Raw genomic sequence first — 17337 nt, forward strand, 5'->3', positions numbered from 1 at the left:
TAATGAAGGGGATTTTCCGTTGACAAGCAATGCTTCATGTCTCAACGAGGAGACCTTGACCATCGCCGCCCGACCGATTCGAGTCGAGCGCGCCGATACCTCGCATCAGCCCCACTGCGTGATACTGCCGGCGTTGACCTCAGCACCCTCGCCGCGTCCTCCGGTGCGCATTTTCCTGGGCACCGAGAAAGCCCAGGTAAGAGCCCAGCGCATATTCTTCTATTCGGTCGAACGCGTACGCGATCCTGCACGGGAATACCGCATCTACCTGATGAAGGATATCGCCGGCTTCGATCAGTCGACATGGCGCACCGGCTTCACCAACTACCGCTTCGCGATTCCCGATTTCGCCGGCCGCGAAGGGCGCGCCATCTATAACGACGTCGACCAGATCTACTTCACCGATCCCGCCGTGCTGTTCGACCTGCCGATGGCCGAACATGGCTATCTTGCCATCTCGGCCAAGGACACGTCGGTCATGGTGATGGATTGCGCCCGCATGGCGCAGTGGTGGAACCTCGATCAGGCCAGGCAGGCCGCCAAGAAGACGCTGACCGACACGCCGGCCGAACAGCCCGGCCTGTGGGGCGAACTCGACGGCCACTGGAACGCCCGCGACGAGGAGTACGAACACAACCGGACCCATGTGCTGCACTATACCGCGCTGCACCAGCAGCCCTGGCAGCCGACGCCGAGGATCTACTCTTATCATCCCAACGCGCTGGGCGATTTATGGCACCGCCTGGAGCAGGAAGCGGATGCTCAGTATTACGGACCCTTTTCCCGCCAGGCGCCAAGCCCCTGGTTCGAGCAGGCGCTGCAAGCGCTCGAAACACCTGATAACGCCGATGAAGCATTGCGCAGCAGCCCCCGCGCCGCACAGCTGGCAAGCGAGTGCGACGCCGCCTCGCTGTTATGGTGCCGGCCCGCTCGGCAGACCGCGCCGCCCTCGCCGCTCAATCTGGAAGCGAGCCAGCTCTGGCATCCTGAGCGCGACGCTGCGGTGGATGCCGCCTTCGATGGTGTCGCCGTCACAGGGGTGCTCGAACATCTTCCCGCCGAAGACATCCATTGGTTCATGGGAGAATTGGCTCAGCGCGCCCGCCGTTTACTCTATGTCGGCATTCAGCTCCCCGATCCCCGGCGCGTCGACGATCAGCCGTTCTACCGTACCCACTGGTGGCGCGAACAGCTGCGCCGCATCAGCGGGGCCTATCCCGATCTCGTCTGGCATCTTGATATCCAGCGCACGGGAACCGGCATGAGAGAGTGCGTCCAGTCCGGACTGAGCGGCGCACGCCAGGGGCATGGTCGCGTTCCACGGGTATGGCTGTTGCTGGGCCGGCATCACGGTGACAATGCGCAGCTGTCACTACTTGCACAGCGACTGGGCTGGCCCAGCGAGGAAAAACGGCTGAACTTCAAACCGTCTGCGCCAAGACCCGCGCTGTTCAGCCGCCCATCTCTTGCCAACATCGATCTGACCCAGTCCGATCGTCTCGAGCCCCCCTGGCCGGATCTGATCCTGAGCACGGGCCGGCGCAGTGTCGGCGCAGCACGCTGGGTCAAGCAGCAGTCAGGAGGATGCACGCAGCTGATTTTCCTCGGCCGCCCGCGCGCGCCATTGGACTGGTTCGATCTGATCATCACCACGCCTCAGTATGGCCTGCCGGCACGGGACAATGTCATCCATAACCTCCTGCCTCTCAACGCGCCCGACCCTGCGGCGCTCGATCAGGCCGCCGCGGATTGGCAAGCGCGCTTCGACGATCTTCCCCGGCCCCGTATCGGCGTGCTGGTCGGCGGCGCAACGAAGACGCAGCACTTCGATGCCACCGTTGCCCGTGCGATGGCTCAGGCCGCCTGTCGCCTGGCCAAGGCTCGCGGAGGGTCACTGCTGATCACCACCAGCCCGCGCACGCCACCCGACGCGGCGGACGCCTTTTTCGCTGGCATCGATGTTCCCAGTTATCGCTACGCCTGGCACCACGAAGACGGTGCAGACAACCCCTACCGGGCCTATCTGGCCTTGTGCGACGCATTCGTCGTGTCAGGCGACAGCGTATCGATGCAGGCCGAAGCCATTCGGACCAAAAAACCGGTGCATGTCTTTCCGCTCGCATTGCCGCCGACATCATGGAGTCGTCTCGGGCATCGGTTTGAGGCGTTCATGCACGGGCGCACACAGGCGACCGGAACCCGCGGCACCCATCGCCAGCAGGACTGGAAAGGCCGACTGTACGACCGTGCATTCGGCTTAGGTCTGATAACCGCACCGCGCAATACCGAGCGCCTGCACAAGGTACTTGCCATGCGCAACCTGCTTGACGATATCAGTATAGTGGACGATGCGACGCCAGGCCGGCAGCGCCTCGAAATTGCCGACGAGGTGCAGGCCACGGTAGAAAGCATTCGCTTGCGCGCCGGCGAGCACTACTGGCGGGAGCGCCGATGAGCACGCCGCGCGTCACGGTCTTTATTCCGGTACATAACCGCCAGCGTTACATCACGACGGCCGTCGACAGCATCCTGGCGCAGACATTCGAGAACTTCGAACTGCTGATCGTCGATGACGGCTCGACCGATGCCACTCTCGAGGTCCTATCCCGCTACCGGGATCCACGCCTGCGCGTGGAGGGCAATGCGCGCAATCTGGGCATTCCGGCAACCCGCAACCGCGGCCTCGAGCTGGCGCGTGGAGAATATATCGCCCTGCTCGATAGCGATGACAAGTCATGGCCGAATCGGCTCGCCCGCCAGGTCGAGACCCTGGACCGCCATCCGGAGCTGGCGCAGGTCGGCAGCGCCTGCGATTTCATGGACGATCAGGGACAGCGTCTCAAGCGCGTGCGGCGCCAGCCCTTGGCGGCCGATGACGTCGCCGCCAGCCTGGCGTTCTACTGCGCACTGACCAACCGTACGATCATGGCGCGCACGGCTATTTTGCGCGAGCATGGCTACAGGGAGGATTTTCCGCGCTGTCAGGACTACGAGTTGCACCAGCGACTGTCGCGCACGCAGCGGATGGCCAACCTCGCTGACATCCTGGTCTGCGGACGCGAACACAGCGGACGCTTCACCAAGCAGACCGATGCGCTGGGCCGTGAGCGCAAGCGTGAAATCTGTCGCCGGGCGCTCATCGAGACGGGACTCGTCCCGAGCGAGGCAGATCTCGATCGTCACTATGCGCTGGCGCGACCCAAGAAACTCGGCGCGGCGCTGAACGAAGAATATCTCGGCTGGGCCGATCAGTGGCTGGCTCGGCTCGACGCCGCCAACCGGCGTAGCCGACGCCATGTGCCCGAGGCGCTGACACGGGTCATGACCGAACGCTGGATAGACCTGTGCTGGCATGCACGCCGCCAGCTCGGGTCCGCCGCCTATCTGCGCCTGATACGCTCACCGCTGGCCAGGCGCTTACCCGCGACGCTGTTGCGCCGCCTGGCATCCTGAGGCCGCACGTTCAAGTTCATGGCTGATTCGCCAGCAGACAGAAACTGATCATCAGTGATTATTGAAGGAACATGTCATGCGTTATCTGGATGTCGACGCACTGGAGCACATGGATGCCAAGGCGTTCCAGCAGCGTTCCCCTTATCCATGGGCCAACCCGGCGGGTCTGCTGACCGAGGAAGGCTACGCGGCATTGCGCGACAGCCTGCCCGCCGCCGAGCACTTCGAGGAAATATTCGGCAAGACGCGTCGTTACGGTCAGCAACCCCACGACCGGCTGGCGCTGGAATACTCGCCGGACATAGAACTGTCGCCGCACTGGCAAGCCTTCATGCAGGAACTGCACGGACCGCACTATCGGCAGTTCATGGCACGCATGTTAGGCACCCAGGCCTTCAGCTTGCGCTTTCACTGGCACTACACGCCGGCTAGCTGTTCGGTCTCGCCACACTGTGACGCCCGCGAAAAGCTGGGCTCGCACATCTTCTACTTCAATGGCGAAGACGACTGGCAGCCCGACTGGGGCGGGCAAACCGTGGTGCTCGATGACAATGGCCGCTTCGACAGCAAAAGTGCGCCAGCCTTCGAGGATTTCGACAGCGCTACCGAATCCCATGCGATGGGCAACTACAGCTTGCTGTTCACCCGACGTGGTAATTCCTGGCATGGTGTACGCGAGATCAGTTGTCCGCCAGGGCACTACCGCAAGGTCTTTATCGCGGTCATCAACGAACGCCGCCCACTCAAGCAGTTTACCAAGAGGCTCAAGGGGCTGTTCGGACGCGCGGCCTGATCGGTTCAAGGCGCCATGGTCACCACGTCCTCGATAGACGCAATAAGCCGTAACTCCTGCCGACTGCCGATAGACGATGCGTGGGCAACCTGGGCAGGAAGACTGCGACTATGGGAGAGGGCCTGCAGACGCGTCTCGATGATGCTGGTATCGAGCCGTTCTCGTCTGCGCTGCAGCAGCCGACGTCTCGAGAACGGCTTCTTGCTCGAATAGCGCACGAGCAGCGACACCAGCCGCTCGGCGCCAGCAAACTCGGCTTCGCCACCTACGAGACGGTACAGCAGCGTTCGGGCACCCTCTTCTAGCTGCGGTGACGGCAAGAGACGCTTGCCATTGAGTTCATGCAGGAACACGCCAAGATGCATAGCCGCCGAGATGGCGGGATCGTCCGCCATGCTCATCTGCCCGCAGTCGATTGCGCGCAGCGGTGCCAGCGGGTCGGGCGATACCATGACATTGCCGGGATGAAGATCGAGATGAGTGATGCCGGTATCGCGCAACGACGCCAACATGGCGATCAACTTCGACAGTAGCGCGTGGCGTCGGGTTGCCTCGTGCTCATGCGCCTGCCAGACGACGTTGAACGGCTGCCAACCGAGCAGATACTCCTGCAGCAATACCTGCTGTACGGGCAGGCCGTGGCGGAAGCGCTCGCCAAAGGCCAAGGTCCGGACACCATGCACCGTTCGCTCGTGCAATGCCAGGTTATGAGCGAGCTCCGCCGTGCCGTGGCTGAACCCGAGCAGTGCATTGCTGCACCCCAGCAGCGCTCCCAGCCGCTTGCGCGGCGATACCGCCATCTGCTTGACGAAGTGACGCGGTGTTGCCGGCAAGCTCGGCGGCGCAAGAGAATAAAGTCGGCGCGACCTCGCGACTTTCTCACGTAACAGGGTAACGCCGGACCCGGCGCCGGCATGAAAATGATGATCGATCGTCTGCGCTGGCCGATGTGCCTGCCCCTCGCCAAGCCACCACTGCCATCCCGAGTTGGAGAAGGCTACCGGCCCGTCGAAGCGGGCAGTCAGGAACTGCGGTCGGCACCGTTGCATACCTCCCCGCTGGATGCCTAATGCCATTGCCCTGCCCCTTCGCCATCTTTAATAAAATTTTAATATTTTCTTAATATATCGGAATAAGCGCAGACGGGCACAACGGAATATGAAAATTCCAGGCACAAGGGAAGTTCAGCATGCCGCTAAGGAAAGCGTCCAGCGAGCCCACCACCCAAGGTGGCACTCGCTGGCCAAGGCTAAATGAGATGGGAAATTACAGGGAATGACACGCTACCACCCTCATTCCGCTCTCCTGAGCAGGAAAAACCCGACCAGGAAACAGGCCAGGGTGGGCGTCAGTACCGCCCAGATCGGCGAGAAACCGAAGATCGTCGAGGCTGGGCCAAGCAGGTCCTGCAGGTATTTGAACGACAAGCCGACGAGGGTGCCGTAGAAGACCCGCGTGCCGGCGGCAGCGGTTCTGAGCGGTCCAAACACGAACGAAGCAGCGACCAGCATCAGCCCTGCCAGCACCAGCGGCTGCAGCAGCTTCTGCCAGAAATACAGCCAAGTATCGGTGGCGTCGGTGCCCTGAGCATTGAGATAGCGGCCATAGCGCCACAGATCGGCGATCGACTGACTGTCCTGGTCGGTGATGATCTGCTTGAGTAGTTTCGGATCGAGCGATGTCCGCCAGGGCTCGCTGGCATAGGTGTCGGTTACGGTACGGTCTGGCTCGAAATGGGTCTCCTGTACGTTCTGCAACTGCCATCCGCCTTTCATCGGCACGGCGCGCTCGGCATGCAGGGCACTCTCCAGGCGTTGGCCGTCAAAATGGTAGCGTAGGACGCCGATCACGGTATTATCGGAGCGCATCGAGGCGAATCGGTAGAAATCGTTGCCTTCACGCTGCCACCCGCCATCCTGTTCAGCCAAGCCGTTATCCCCTTGGCGCTGCTCCGCCCGCCATGACTTGGCATACTGCTCGGTACTCGGTGCAACGTATTCGCCGACCACCATGGTCAGCAGGATCACCACTCCGAGCGGCTTCATCACCGCCCAGATGATGCGTGCCAGCGACCATCCCGCCGCGCGCATCGTGGTCAGCTCGTTATTCGATGCCATCGCACCCAGCCCGATCAACCCGCCGAGCAGGACACCCACCGGTGCGTATTGATAAAAGCGCCACGGCAGCCGCATGAGGGTGTACAACAGCACCTCGAAAGCACCGTAATGGTTTTCCACGTCATCGAGCCCGGAAATGTAGTTGATCACCAGATCCAGCCCCATCAGAAGGACCTGAACGACCAACATCGCGGCAAGCACATTTCGCGCAGTGTAGCGGTCGATAAGGTTCATAGGACACGTCTCCTGCGTGGACGTCGGCCTCGGTTCAGCCATAAACCGAACGCGAGAAAAGCGATATGGATCGGCCATACCCCCAGCGTCGCCGACAACTGCTCCCTGGCGATGGCGCTCTGTGCCGCCAGCAGCAGGCTCATGTAGCAGATGTACAGAAAGATCGACGGCAGCAGCTTGGCAAAACGCCCGTGGCGTGGATTGGCGCGTGACAGCGGAAGCGCGATCAGGGTCAGGATCAGCACCATCAAGGGCAGGCTGGCGCGCCACTGAAGCGCCCCGCGGGCCTCCGGATCGTCACTGGCAAGCAGGGAAGGCGTGGATAATAGTTCGACGTCGTCGTATTGCGGCGTCGTAGCGGCGCCGGCGAGGCGAATGGCATAGGTCTCGAACTGCAGGCGGTCACTCGCCGCACTGCCCGGCACGACGCTGTAACGGTAACCGTCCTTGAGAACCAGGTAACGGCTGCCCGTCTCCGGGTCGGTCGCCTGGTAACCGCTACGGGCACGCGTGATGACCTGTCTCGGCGGGCCGTTGGCCTGCTCCTCCTGTTCGGCGATGAACAGGTCCTGCATGCGGCTGGCGTCGTCGCCGAGCGACTCGGTGTATGCCGTACGATCGCCAAGCTCCTGGAAACGTCCGGGCGTCAGTGTACTGAAATCGGCGTTCTGCTTTTGATCATCCAGCATGCTCTCGTTATGCACCAGGCCGGCCGGTGTCAACCATAGACTGCAGACACCTACCAGCAGGGCCACGACCGCGGCGGGCCATAATGCCACATGCAACAGCTTGCGCGGGCTGACGCCACAGGCCGCCAGCACGGTGATTTCGCTGTTGAGATAGAGCTGCCCGTATGCCAGCAGGATAGCCAGAAAGAATGCCAGCGGCAGCAGTAACTGCATGAAGTTCGGCAACTGATACAGCATCAAGGTGCCGAGCAGCCTGGCGGGAAAGTCCCCTTGCGCCACATCGGTAAAGTAGCTGATGAAGCGGTTGCCCATGATCACCAATAGCAGCACGCCGGCAACGGCGGCCATGGTGGTGAGTATCTCGCGAGTCAGATAACGAAAAATAATCAAAAGTGTCTCCCGAAATGGCTTCCTTGCTGGCCTGTCTTCCTATCGACGCCGGTTGCCGGTCCATGCAATACGGCACCGCTTTGCGTACACTGAGAAACGTTCGAGGCTGGCGACGTGCCAGCATTATCCAGAAACCGCTCGCCCTTGTCTCTTCGTGAGATGTCGGTGGTGTGGATGAAGCCTCTGTCGTGTGGAGATGTCATGGAATTTTCCGTACTGACCGTCAATCCAGCCAAGGTCGAAACAGCCTGTCTGGTCGTACCGCTGTTTGAGGATGGCGACCTGCTATCCGCCGCCGCCAAGCTGGATGACGCCAGCGAACGCTTGATCGCGCAACTGGTCGAGCGCGGCGATTTCACCCCGGAGCTCGCCAATGTTCAGCTCATTCCGTTCGCGCCGGGTCTCGCCGCCGAGCGTCTGCTGCTGGTGGGGCTCGGCAAGCGGGATACATTCAATGAAGGTGCCCTGCGCAAGTCGCTCGATGCCGCCTTCACCGCGCTGGCCAAACTGCCGGTCGACAGTGCCGCCGCGGCTTTCACGGACGCCATGGTCGAGGATCGCGACGCGGCCTGGAACGCGCAGATGACGCTGGAAGCCGCCACGCGAGCCGTCTATCGCTTCACTCAATGCAAGTCGACTCAGCCACCGGTGCCACAGCTGCGCAATGTCGAGCTGCTGGTCAGCGATGCCAGTCAGGCGGATAACGCCAAGGCCGGGGCTCGCATCGGCGCGGCACTGGGCGATGGCGTCAATCTGGCCCGTACTCTGGGCAACCTGCCCGGCAATATCTGTACCCCGACGTACCTCGCCAATCAGGCCGAGACGCTGGCAGGAGAATCCGCCGGCTCGCTGGCAGTCGAAATTCTCGACGAAGCCGCGTTGGAAGCACTTGGTGCCCATTCATTGCTGGCCGTGGGTCGCGGCAGTGCGGAACCCTCCAAGCTGATCGTGATGAAGTACCAGGGTGCCGACGACGCCGAGGAGTCGCCACACGTTCTGGTCGGCAAGGGCATCACCTTCGATACCGGCGGCATTTCGCTCAAGCCGGGTGCCGGCATGGACGAGATGAAGTTCGACATGTGCGGTGCCGCCAGCGTCTTCGGCACCATGAAAAGCGTGATCGCACTGAAGCCGAAGCTCAACGTGATCGCGATCGTCGCCAGCGCCGAGAACATGCCGGATGGTCGCGCCATCAAGCCGGGCGATATCGTCACCACGCTCAAGGGGCTGACCGTCGAGATTCTCAACACCGACGCCGAAGGTCGCCTGGTGCTGTGCGACGCGCTGACCTACGCCGAGCGCTTCGAACCGGCCAGCGTCGTCGATATCGCCACCCTCACCGGCGCCTGCGTCATCGCACTGGGCGATCATGCCAGCGGCCTGTTCTCCAATGACGACGACCTCGCGCTGGACCTGCTCGAAGCGGGTGAGTCCTCCTGGGATCGCGCCTGGCACATGCCGCTGTGGGACGACTACCAGCAGCAGCTGGACTCCAACTTCGCCGATCTCGCCAACATCGGCGGGCGTCCGGCCGGCAGCATTACCGCCGCCTGCTTCCTGTCACGCTTCGCCGACAAGTATCCGTGGGCGCATCTCGATATCGCCGGCACCGGCTGGGACAGCGGCAAGCAGAAAGGCGCCAGCGGCCGCCCGGTAGGATTGCTGACGCGCTATCTGCTGGACCGCGAGAGCGAGCTGGTGGTCACACCGGAGGCCTGATCATTGTGGAGTTTGGCCGTGGAGAGCGGCGGCGCCACGCGGGAAAATATCAGCTCGCCGCAGGCAGGCGCTGAAACTCGCAGGCGCCGGGACAGGCGCGGAATCGGGCGCCAGAGATAACCGCCGCCGCCCTCTTCGCAGCCAACGATTTGCATGCTAATTTAAATGTTCCGCTGCCCGTCCACCGGGCAGCCCCCAACCGAAGTCATCGACCGCCTGCCGCCCTGCTCGCGTCGTCAGGCATCATGGACTGTCAGGAGAAGTCGCAGTGTCCACCTCAGGTTTCGAAGCCCATCTTTCCTCCAACCCGCTCGATGCCGCTCTGCGCAACGAGATTCTTGCCAACCCGGGCTTCGGCCGCTACTTCACCGACCACATGGTACACGTACGCTGGACCAAGTCGGGCGGCTGGCAGCGCGGCGAGATCCGCCCCTACGGGCCGCTGCTGATCGACCCGGCCTCTCCGGTGCTGCACTACGGTCAGGAGATCTTCGAAGGCATCAAGGCGTATCGCCATGCCGACGGGTCGGTCTGGACCTTCCGTCCCGAGAAGAACGCGGCGCGCTTTCGCGCCTCCGCTCGTCGCCTGGCCCTGCCGGAGCTCGATGACGAGACCTTCCTCGGCTCGCTCAAGACACTGGTGGCGCAGGACGCCGCCTGGGTACCGACGCCGAAGAACGATACCGAAGAGTGCAGCCTGTACCTGCGCCCGTTCATGATCGGCAACGGCAAGTCGCTGGGCGTCAAGCCGGCGGCCGAGGTCGATTACTACTTGATCGCCTCGCCGGCCGCTTCCTACTTCAAGGGCGGCGGCAAGCCGGTCTCGATCTGGCTCTCCCAGCATTACAATCGCGCCGCACCGGGCGGCACCGGCGCCGCCAAGTGCGGTGGCAACTATGCGGCATCGTTGCTGGCCCAGGCCGAGGCCGAAAGCCACGGCTGCGATCAGGTCGCGTTCCTCGACGCGGCGGAGAACAAGTGGATCGAAGAGCTGGGCGGCATGAACCTGTTCTTCGTCTACCGCGATGGCCGCCTGGTGACGCCGGCGCTGACCGGCACCATCCTGGAAGGCGTCACTCGCGACTCGATCCTGGAACTGGCTTGCGACGCCGGCCTGACGCCGGAAGAGCGGCCGATCAGCATCGACGAATGGCGTGACGGCGTGGCCAGTGGCGAGATCGTCGAGGTGTTCGCCTGCGGCACCGCCGCCGTCATCACCCAGATCGGCCAGCTGGTGACCGAGAACGACCGTATCGTCACACCGGAGATCGAAGGCGAAGCGATCAGCGCCAAGCTGCGCAAGCGCCTGCTCGACATCCAGTACGGTCGCAGCGAAGACACTCGCGGCTGGCTGATGCGACTGGCCTGATGCGACTACCCTGATGCCCTCAGGGTCTGAAGTGCGGGGTCTCTGATACGACAGGGCCATGATACGACAGAGCCTAGATACGACAGGCTCTGGTGCGCTGGCCCTGGTTCCGTCCTACGCTGAAACCGTGCAAGACGCTGAGCTCGGGATCGCATCCCGAGCCCGGAACGACCGCCCACCGGCGGTCGCTTCGTCTTGCGATTCTCGCGACCCACTCACGAAAGGATGATGTGATGAAACCCGTGATGATCATTACCGGTGCCGGACGCGGCATTGGCGCCGCCACCGCCCTCATGGCCGCCCAGAAAGGCTACGCCGTCGCCGTGAACTACCGCAGCGACAAGGCGTCCGCGGACAAGGTCGTGGCCGAGATCGAAGCCGACGGCGGCCGCGCGATCGCGGTCCAGGCCGATGTCGTCGACGAAGCCGCCATCGTCGCCATGTTCGAGACCGTCGACCGCGAGCTGGGCCGGGTCGAAGTCCTGGTCAACAATGCCGGTGTGGTCGACCAGATCAGCCGCGTCGACGAAATGAGCTTCGAGCGCGTCGACCGGATGATGAAGATCAACGTCGTCGGCCCGTTCATCTGCGCCCGGGAAGCGATCAAGCGCATGTCGACCAAGCACGGCGGCAAGGGCGGCGTCATCGTCAATGTCGGTTCGGCCGCTTCGCATCTCGGTGGCGCGGGGGAATACATCGACTATGCCGCCTCCAAGGGCGCCATCGACGTAATGACCGAAGGGCTCTCGAAGGAAGTTGCCGGCGAAGGCATTCGCGTCAACACCGTCCGCCCCGGCGTCATCCGCACCACCATCCACGCCAGCGGCGGCAACCCGGACAAGCCAGAGGTGGCCGGCTCGGTGATCCCCATGGGCCGCATCGGCGAGCCGGAAGAGATCGCCAACGGCATTCTGTGGCTGGCCGAGGCAGGATTCACAACAGGAGCACTCGTCGACATCGACGGCGGCGTCTAGGAGAGGTCGGGCCTGCGCGAGCGATTGGCGTTGTTGCACGACGCGCGCGGGCCTCGCCTAACCCCGTGTTATGTCTCGTTCCTTGCGCGCCGTGCGCCTAGCCACTCATCTCGCTCGGCGCCGACTCGAGCCCGTAGACGAGCCGCCAAGGACAGAATTCGATATCCTGCGACTTTTTCTCGCAGCGTCGTAGCCCGTAGCCCATAGCTCGTAGCCCATAGCTCGTAGCCCGTAGCCCGTAGCCCGTAGCCGGGATTAGATTTTCCTACCGCGTCCAGGCGCGAAGCGCCGCTCTTACCGCTTACCGCTCCCCGAAGGGATTTATGACCAAGGTCGATTTCTACATTCTGCCCGATACCACGCTGGAAGCCCGGCTCGACTTCGCCTGCCGGCTGGCAGAGACGATCTACCGCAAGGGGTATCAGTTGCACATCCATACGCAGGATGAGGCCATGGCCCGCGAGCTGGACGAGCTGCTGTGGACCTTCCGCGAAGAGAGCTACGTCCCGCACCGGGTGGCGGGCGATGCGATGGAGCCGCCACCGCCGGTGACGATCGGCTGGGAAACCGTGCCGGAACCGGGTGTGCAGGCCATGTTGAATCTGCACGACGAGATTCCCGAGTGGTTCTCGCGGGTGGAGCGGGTCGCCGAGATCATCAACCAGCATCAGGACGTGCTGCGTACCAAGCGCGCCTGCTGGAAGACCTACAAGGATCGAGGTTATCGCGTCGAGGCGCACAAGCTCTAGGGAAACACTGCATAAATGTCTGCGCGAACTCGGCGTCCCCGGCAAATCGCTTCGTTGTGCGATGCCGGGGCGCCGGTCCGACCGGAATCCTCACCTATACCCCATAGGCTCCGGTTCCTGTGCTCCGTACGCCTTGCGCTTTACGCCGCTCGTCGATTTATTCAGCGTTTCCTGGCAAAAGTGGCTGCGCTCGCCAACTTTTCGCAACGGTGCCGTTAAATAGAGTCCGGCGGCCTCCCGCCATGACGCCGCCTGCCGCCAAAGGGTATAATCCCCGCCATTTTCGCTACGCCGTATCCCGCTTTCCCGCAAGTGCGAGCCGGGTGCGCCGCGTGTCGTCGCCACTCATTGCCGAGCCCGATAGCTGCCATGGACAAGACCTACCAACCCGATCAGATCGAAACCCGCTGGTATGAAAGCTGGGAAGCCGACAACCGCTTCGCGCCGAGCGGAGAAGGCGAACCCTTCTCGATCATGATTCCGCCGCCCAACGTGACCGGCAGCCTGCACATGGGTCACGCGTTCCAGGACACGATCATGGACACGCTGGTGCGCTGGAAGCGCATGCGCGGCAACAACACGCTGTGGCAGGTCGGCACCGATCATGCCGGCATCGCCACGCAGATGCTGGTGGAGCGCAAGCTGGCTGCGGAAACCGGCCAGACGCGCCACGATCTGGGTCGCGAGGCGTTCATCGACAAGATCTGGGAGTGGAAGGAAGAGTCCGGCGGGCACATTACCCGCCAGCTGCGCCGCATGGGGGCCAGCGTCGACTGGAGCCGCGAGCGCTTCACCATGGACGACGGCTTCTACAAGGCGGTGCAGGAAGTCTTCGTTCGCCTGCATGACGAAGGGCTGATCTATCGCGGCAAGCGCCTGGTCAACTGGGACCCGACGCTGCACACCGCGATCTCCGATCTCGAGGTGGAAAACCGCGAGCAGCAGGGCCAGTTCTGGCACTTCCGCTATCCGCTGGCCGATGGCGCCAGGACCGCCGACGGCAAGGATTACCTGGTCGTCGCCACCACCCGCCCGGAGACACTGCTGGGCGATACCGGCGTGGCGGTCAATCCGGAAGACCCGCGCTACACCTCGCTGATCGGCAAATTCATCGAGTTGCCGCTGGTCGGCCGGCGGATTCCGATCATCGCCGACGAACACGCCGACATGGAAAAGGGCTCGGGCTGCGTCAAGATCACCCCGGCTCACGACTTCAACGACTACGAGGTCGGCAAGCGCCACGATCATGCGCTGATCAACGTCTTCTCGAAAGACGCGACCATTCTCGAACGCGCCGAAGCGTTCGATCTGCAGGGGCGGCCGCTGCCGGATATCGACGACACTCTGCCTGCCGCCTACGCCGGCCTGGATCGCTATGTCGCGCGGGAGCGCATCGTCGCCGACATGGAAGCCGCCGGCCTGCTCGAGCAGATTGAGACGGTCACCAACACCCTGCCCTATGGCGATCGCTCCGGTGACGTCATCGAGCCGCTGTTGACCGACCAGTGGTTCGTCGCCGTCGAAAAGCTGGCCAAGCCGGCCATCGAGGCGGTCGAGAACGGTGATATCGAGTTCGTGCCCAAGAACTACGAGAACATGTATTTCGCCTGGATGCGCGACCTGCAGGACTGGTGTATCTCCCGCCAGCTGTGGTGGGGGCATCGCATTCCGGCCTGGTACGACACCGACGGCAACGTGTTCGTGGCCCGCACCGAGCAGGAAGCGCGCGAGAAATACGGCGTTGCCGCCGATGTGACGCTGACCCAGGACGACGACGTGCTCGATACCTGGTTCAGTTCCGGACTGTGGACCTTCGGCACCCTCGGCTGGCCGGAAAAGACACCGGAACTCGAGACCTTCCACCCCACCAGCGTGCTGGTCACCGGTTTCGACATCATCTTCTTCTGGGTCGCGCGCATGATCATGCTGACCGGCCACTTCACCGGCGAAGTGCCGTTCAAGACCGTCTACGTCCACGGTCTGGTCCGAGACGCGCAGGGCCAGAAGATGTCGAAGTCCAAGGGCAACGTGCTCGACCCGATCGACCTGATCGACGGCATCGACCTGGAAACGCTGGTGACCAAGCGTACCGGCAACATGATGCAGCCGCAGAAGGCGCGCGCGATCGAGAAAGCGACCCGCAGCGAGTTCCCGGAAGGGATCGAGGCCCACGGCACCGACGCGCTGCGCTACACCTTCCTGTCGCTGGCGACTACCGGGCGCGACATCAAGTTCGACATGGGCCGCCTCGACGGTTACCGCAACTTCTGCAACAAGCTGTGGAATGCCTCGCGCTACGTGCTGATGAACGCCGAGGGCGAAGATGTCGGACTCGGTGACGAGAGCGTCGAGCTGTCGCTGGCCGATCGCTGGATCATCTCGCGTCTGCAGCAGACCGAAGCCCAGGTCACCAGAGCGCTGGAAGAGTACCGCTTCGATCACGCTTCCCAGGCGCTCTACGACTTCGTCTGGAACGAGTACTGCGACTGGTACCTGGAGCTCTCTAAGCCGGTGCTGTGGGAGGATGACGTACAGGGAGGTACTAATGCCGCGGGAGACAGGATGTCGGGAGCGGCCGAGCTGGAAAAAAGAAAGCGCGGCACTCGGCGCACGCTGGTCCGCGTGCTGGAGGTGATCCTGCGCCTGGCGCATCCGATGATGCCGTTCATCAGCGAGGAGATCTGGCAGCGCGTCGCGCCGCTGGCCGGCACGCTTGCGCAAACGGCGGATGCCGGCAGCGCAAGCCTGATGAACCAGCCCTGGCCGGAAGCCGATGCATCGCGCATCGACGAGCAGTCGATTCGCGACATCGAATGGCTCAAGGGCGTGATCGTTGCGGTGCGCAACATCCGCGCCGAGATGAACATCGCGCCCGGCAAGCCGCTGGATGCGCTGCTGACCAAGGGCGAAGCCGGCGATCGCGACCGCCTCGAGGCCAACCGCCTGTTCCTCTCCAAGCTGGCCAAACTGCAAAGCGTCAGTTGGCTCGACGATCCGGCACAGGCACCGCTGTCGGCGACCCAGCTGGTCGGCGACATGGAAGTGCTGGTGCCGATGGCCGATCTGATCGACAAGGACGCCGAACTGCAGCGTCTGGCCAAGGAGATCGACAAGCAGGACAAGTTGATCATTGGCATCGAGAAGAAGCTCGGCAACGAAAGCTTCACCGCCAAGGCGCCGGAAGCGGTCGTCGAGAAGGAACGCGGCAAGCTCAAGGAATATCTGGCGGCGCGTCAGGTACTGGTCGAGCAGCGAACCAAGATCATGGATTTGTAAGTTAGCACGCCACGTTCGATGGCTGTCCATCCAGGACGGCGCTGCGCCCAGGGATGAACCTGGGCGCAAGCCGCCAGCCATCACTTGGCTTGCCCAGTCAGCGTGACTTGCCCGGCAGCGTGGCTACTGCGCTTGCCGCTGGCACACCCAGCTAGCCCCGCCAAGTCCCTGCCAAATCCCCACACGCATTCGATTTCCGATCGCGGCCGCTTTCGCTCAAGCCTCGCTGGTTTCCAGTGCGCGCTCGACCCCTTGAACCAGACGCTCCGCATTGTCCGATGCCGTCTTGTCCGCGAACCCCTCGGTCACCATCCGGTCGCGTCCCGCGTCCTTGGCGGCGTAGAGCCGGCGATCGGCCAATTCGATCAGATCTCGTAAATGTAGCCCCTCGTCCGACGTCGCGATGCCCATCGAGAGTGTCACCGGCAGCTCGATACCATCGAACCGACAAGGTTGGAGCGCCAGCCGTTTGCGGGTCCGCATAGCTGCCGCGATAGCATCGTGCTTGCTCGTATCGGGCAACAGCAGCAGGAACTCTTCACCCCCGACTCGGCCAACGCTATCTTCGTCTCGCAGCGACTGCCGCAGCAGACGAGCCAGATGACGGAGCACGGCGTCACCTGCGGTATGTCCATGGTTGTCGTTGATATCCTTGAAGTGATCGGCGTCCACCAGCACGACGACGAAATCACGTTGGGTTCTCCAGTAGAACGAGGCCCGCTCGAAGATCGCCCGTCGGTTGAGTACGCGGGTCAGGGAATCATGCATGGCATCGCGCCGGTAGCGATATTCGTGGCGGTCGGTGATCGTCAACATGCGCAGAATCACCACGCACAACATGACGAAGACTAGCCCCAGCCCCAAATCGGAAAGCAGCATATCGACCGCCGACAACGATCTGGCCGTGTCATGCAGTGGCGGTAGATGAAGTACGCCAAAAGATAGCGTGATCAGACAGCCGGTAGCCAAGATCTTGGTGCGTCTTCTGAGATCGGCAAGCATCAACTCGACTTCGGCGAACAACAGATAGTAGATCAAGCTGGATGAGTCAGCGGTGATGGCAATCCCGATGATGACGAAGACCAGGAAGGTAGATAGCTTGATCGTCAACGCCGTGGCCACGAAGAGCCGGCGATGCAACACCAGGGCCAACGCATAACTCGCCAAGCAGAGCAGATTGAGCTCACCCAGCAGCGGACGATCGACGAGATACAACACAGGCGCTACCGCCAGTTGCAGGCAGAACGCCAGCAGATAGATTTCAGCCATGATCTCGAAGCTGCGCCGACGCTCTGCCGGGAGAGAATCGGGCGCCTCGGTACATTTCCGCCAGAACTCGGTACCTTTCTGCCGGATAGAGAGAAACAAGCTGCGCATTGGCGACTCATTATTGTGCTTGGGTATGACCCGTTTTTTGCAGGAGCTCTTCGTAGGCCTGGCTTGGTCGAAACGCCAATCACCCAAGCTGCGGGCTGACACAGTACCGGGAAGAGAGTGGCCGAGTATCACTGCTTTTGACAAAAATTAACATTGTCTAAACTGCGCTTGACATTGTAGTCCAGGTCTTACAATTC

General features: G+C 62.5%; 12 protein-coding genes. 8 read left to right on the forward strand and 4 right to left on the reverse strand.

Annotated features, from left to right (window positions below; genetic code table 11):
• Window positions 1-55 precede the first annotated feature (55 nt).
• The 3 genes from ACWHY3_RS13690 (at window position 56) to ACWHY3_RS13700 (ending at window position 4246) form a co-directional block, all read left to right on the forward strand.
• Window positions 56-2455: an ELM1/GtrOC1 family putative glycosyltransferase gene (locus ACWHY3_RS13690; RefSeq protein WP_448126763.1), complete on the forward strand. Its 2400-nt coding sequence runs from the start codon at window positions 56-58 to the stop codon at window positions 2453-2455.
• Window positions 2452-3453: a glycosyltransferase family 2 protein gene (locus ACWHY3_RS13695; RefSeq protein WP_071229970.1), complete on the forward strand. Its 1002-nt coding sequence runs from the start codon at window positions 2452-2454 to the stop codon at window positions 3451-3453. The genes ACWHY3_RS13690 and ACWHY3_RS13695 overlap by 4 nt, the downstream gene beginning before the upstream one ends.
• A gap of 76 nt (window positions 3454-3529) precedes the next feature.
• A complete protein-coding gene (locus ACWHY3_RS13700) occupies window positions 3530-4246 on the forward strand; it encodes a hypothetical protein (protein ID WP_071229971.1) in 717 nt (238 codons plus the stop codon).
• 5 nt (window positions 4247-4251) lie between these two features.
• On the opposite strand, the gene ACWHY3_RS13705 is transcribed toward ACWHY3_RS13700, so the two are convergent.
• The 3 genes from ACWHY3_RS13705 to lptF all read right to left on the reverse strand — a co-directional run bounded on the left by ACWHY3_RS13705 (window position 4252) and on the right by lptF (window position 7676).
• A complete protein-coding gene (locus ACWHY3_RS13705; RefSeq protein WP_448126764.1) occupies window positions 4252-5295 on the reverse strand; it encodes an AarF/UbiB family protein in 1044 nt (347 codons plus the stop codon).
• Window positions 5296-5538: 243 nt separating this feature from the next.
• Entirely contained in the window at window positions 5539-6597 is a 1059-nt protein-coding gene (gene lptG / locus ACWHY3_RS13710; protein ID WP_448126765.1) for an LPS export ABC transporter permease LptG, read from the reverse strand.
• Window positions 6594-7676: an LPS export ABC transporter permease LptF gene (gene lptF / locus ACWHY3_RS13715; protein WP_071229974.1), complete on the reverse strand. Its 1083-nt coding sequence runs from the start codon at window positions 7674-7676 to the stop codon at window positions 6594-6596. The genes lptG and lptF overlap by 4 nt, the downstream gene beginning before the upstream one ends.
• Before the next feature lie 201 nt (window positions 7677-7877).
• Between lptF and ACWHY3_RS13720 the strand changes: the two genes are divergently transcribed.
• The 5 genes from ACWHY3_RS13720 to ACWHY3_RS13740 all read left to right on the forward strand — a co-directional run bounded on the left by ACWHY3_RS13720 (window position 7878) and on the right by ACWHY3_RS13740 (window position 15763).
• Window positions 7878-9395, forward strand: a complete 1518-nt coding sequence (locus ACWHY3_RS13720) for a leucyl aminopeptidase (RefSeq protein WP_448126766.1) — start codon at window positions 7878-7880, stop codon at window positions 9393-9395.
• Window positions 9396-9663: 268 nt separating this feature from the next.
• Window positions 9664-10764 carry a branched-chain amino acid aminotransferase gene (locus tag ACWHY3_RS13725; RefSeq protein ID WP_448126767.1) on the forward strand — a complete coding sequence of 367 codons (1101 nt, stop codon included), beginning with the start codon at window positions 9664-9666 and terminating at the stop codon, window positions 10762-10764.
• Window positions 10765-10997: 233 nt separating this feature from the next.
• Window positions 10998-11738 carry an SDR family oxidoreductase gene (locus ACWHY3_RS13730; RefSeq protein WP_071229977.1) on the forward strand — a complete coding sequence of 247 codons (741 nt, stop codon included), beginning with the start codon at window positions 10998-11000 and terminating at the stop codon, window positions 11736-11738.
• 323 nt (window positions 11739-12061) lie between these two features.
• Window positions 12062-12487 carry a DNA polymerase III subunit chi gene (locus tag ACWHY3_RS13735; protein WP_071229978.1) on the forward strand — a complete coding sequence of 142 codons (426 nt, stop codon included), beginning with the start codon at window positions 12062-12064 and terminating at the stop codon, window positions 12485-12487.
• Window positions 12488-12856: 369 nt separating this feature from the next.
• Window positions 12857-15763, forward strand: a complete 2907-nt coding sequence (locus tag ACWHY3_RS13740; RefSeq protein WP_448126768.1) for a valine--tRNA ligase — start codon at window positions 12857-12859, stop codon at window positions 15761-15763.
• A gap of 216 nt (window positions 15764-15979) precedes the next feature.
• Here the strand turns inward: ACWHY3_RS13740 and ACWHY3_RS13745 are convergent, their stop codons facing one another.
• The gene (locus tag ACWHY3_RS13745; protein WP_448126769.1) at window positions 15980-17140 is read right to left on the reverse strand and encodes a GGDEF domain-containing protein; all 1161 of its coding nucleotides are present in this window, start codon (window positions 17138-17140) and stop codon (window positions 15980-15982) included.
• Window positions 17141-17337 lie beyond the last annotated feature (197 nt).

It is taken from the genome of Salinicola sp. NYA28a (assembly GCF_976982775.1).

Coding starts and splice junctions, on each gene's coding strand:
- ACWHY3_RS13740 (WP_448126768.1), top strand. CDS start 12,857: ATGGACAAGACCTACCAACCCGATCAGATCGAAACCCGCTGGTATGAA.
- ACWHY3_RS13695 (WP_071229970.1), top strand. CDS start 2,452: ATGAGCACGCCGCGCGTCACGGTCTTTATTCCGGTACATAACCGCCAG.
- lptG (WP_448126765.1), bottom strand. CDS start 6,597: ATGAACCTTATCGACCGCTACACTGCGCGAAATGTGCTTGCCGCGATG.
- ACWHY3_RS13720 (WP_448126766.1), top strand. CDS start 7,878: ATGGAATTTTCCGTACTGACCGTCAATCCAGCCAAGGTCGAAACAGCC.
- ACWHY3_RS13700 (WP_071229971.1), top strand. CDS start 3,530: ATGCGTTATCTGGATGTCGACGCACTGGAGCACATGGATGCCAAGGCG.
- ACWHY3_RS13735 (WP_071229978.1), top strand. CDS start 12,062: ATGACCAAGGTCGATTTCTACATTCTGCCCGATACCACGCTGGAAGCC.
- ACWHY3_RS13745 (WP_448126769.1), bottom strand. CDS start 17,140: ATGCGCAGCTTGTTTCTCTCTATCCGGCAGAAAGGTACCGAGTTCTGG.
- ACWHY3_RS13730 (WP_071229977.1), top strand. CDS start 10,998: ATGAAACCCGTGATGATCATTACCGGTGCCGGACGCGGCATTGGCGCC.
- ACWHY3_RS13705 (WP_448126764.1), bottom strand. CDS start 5,295: ATGCAACGGTGCCGACCGCAGTTCCTGACTGCCCGCTTCGACGGGCCG.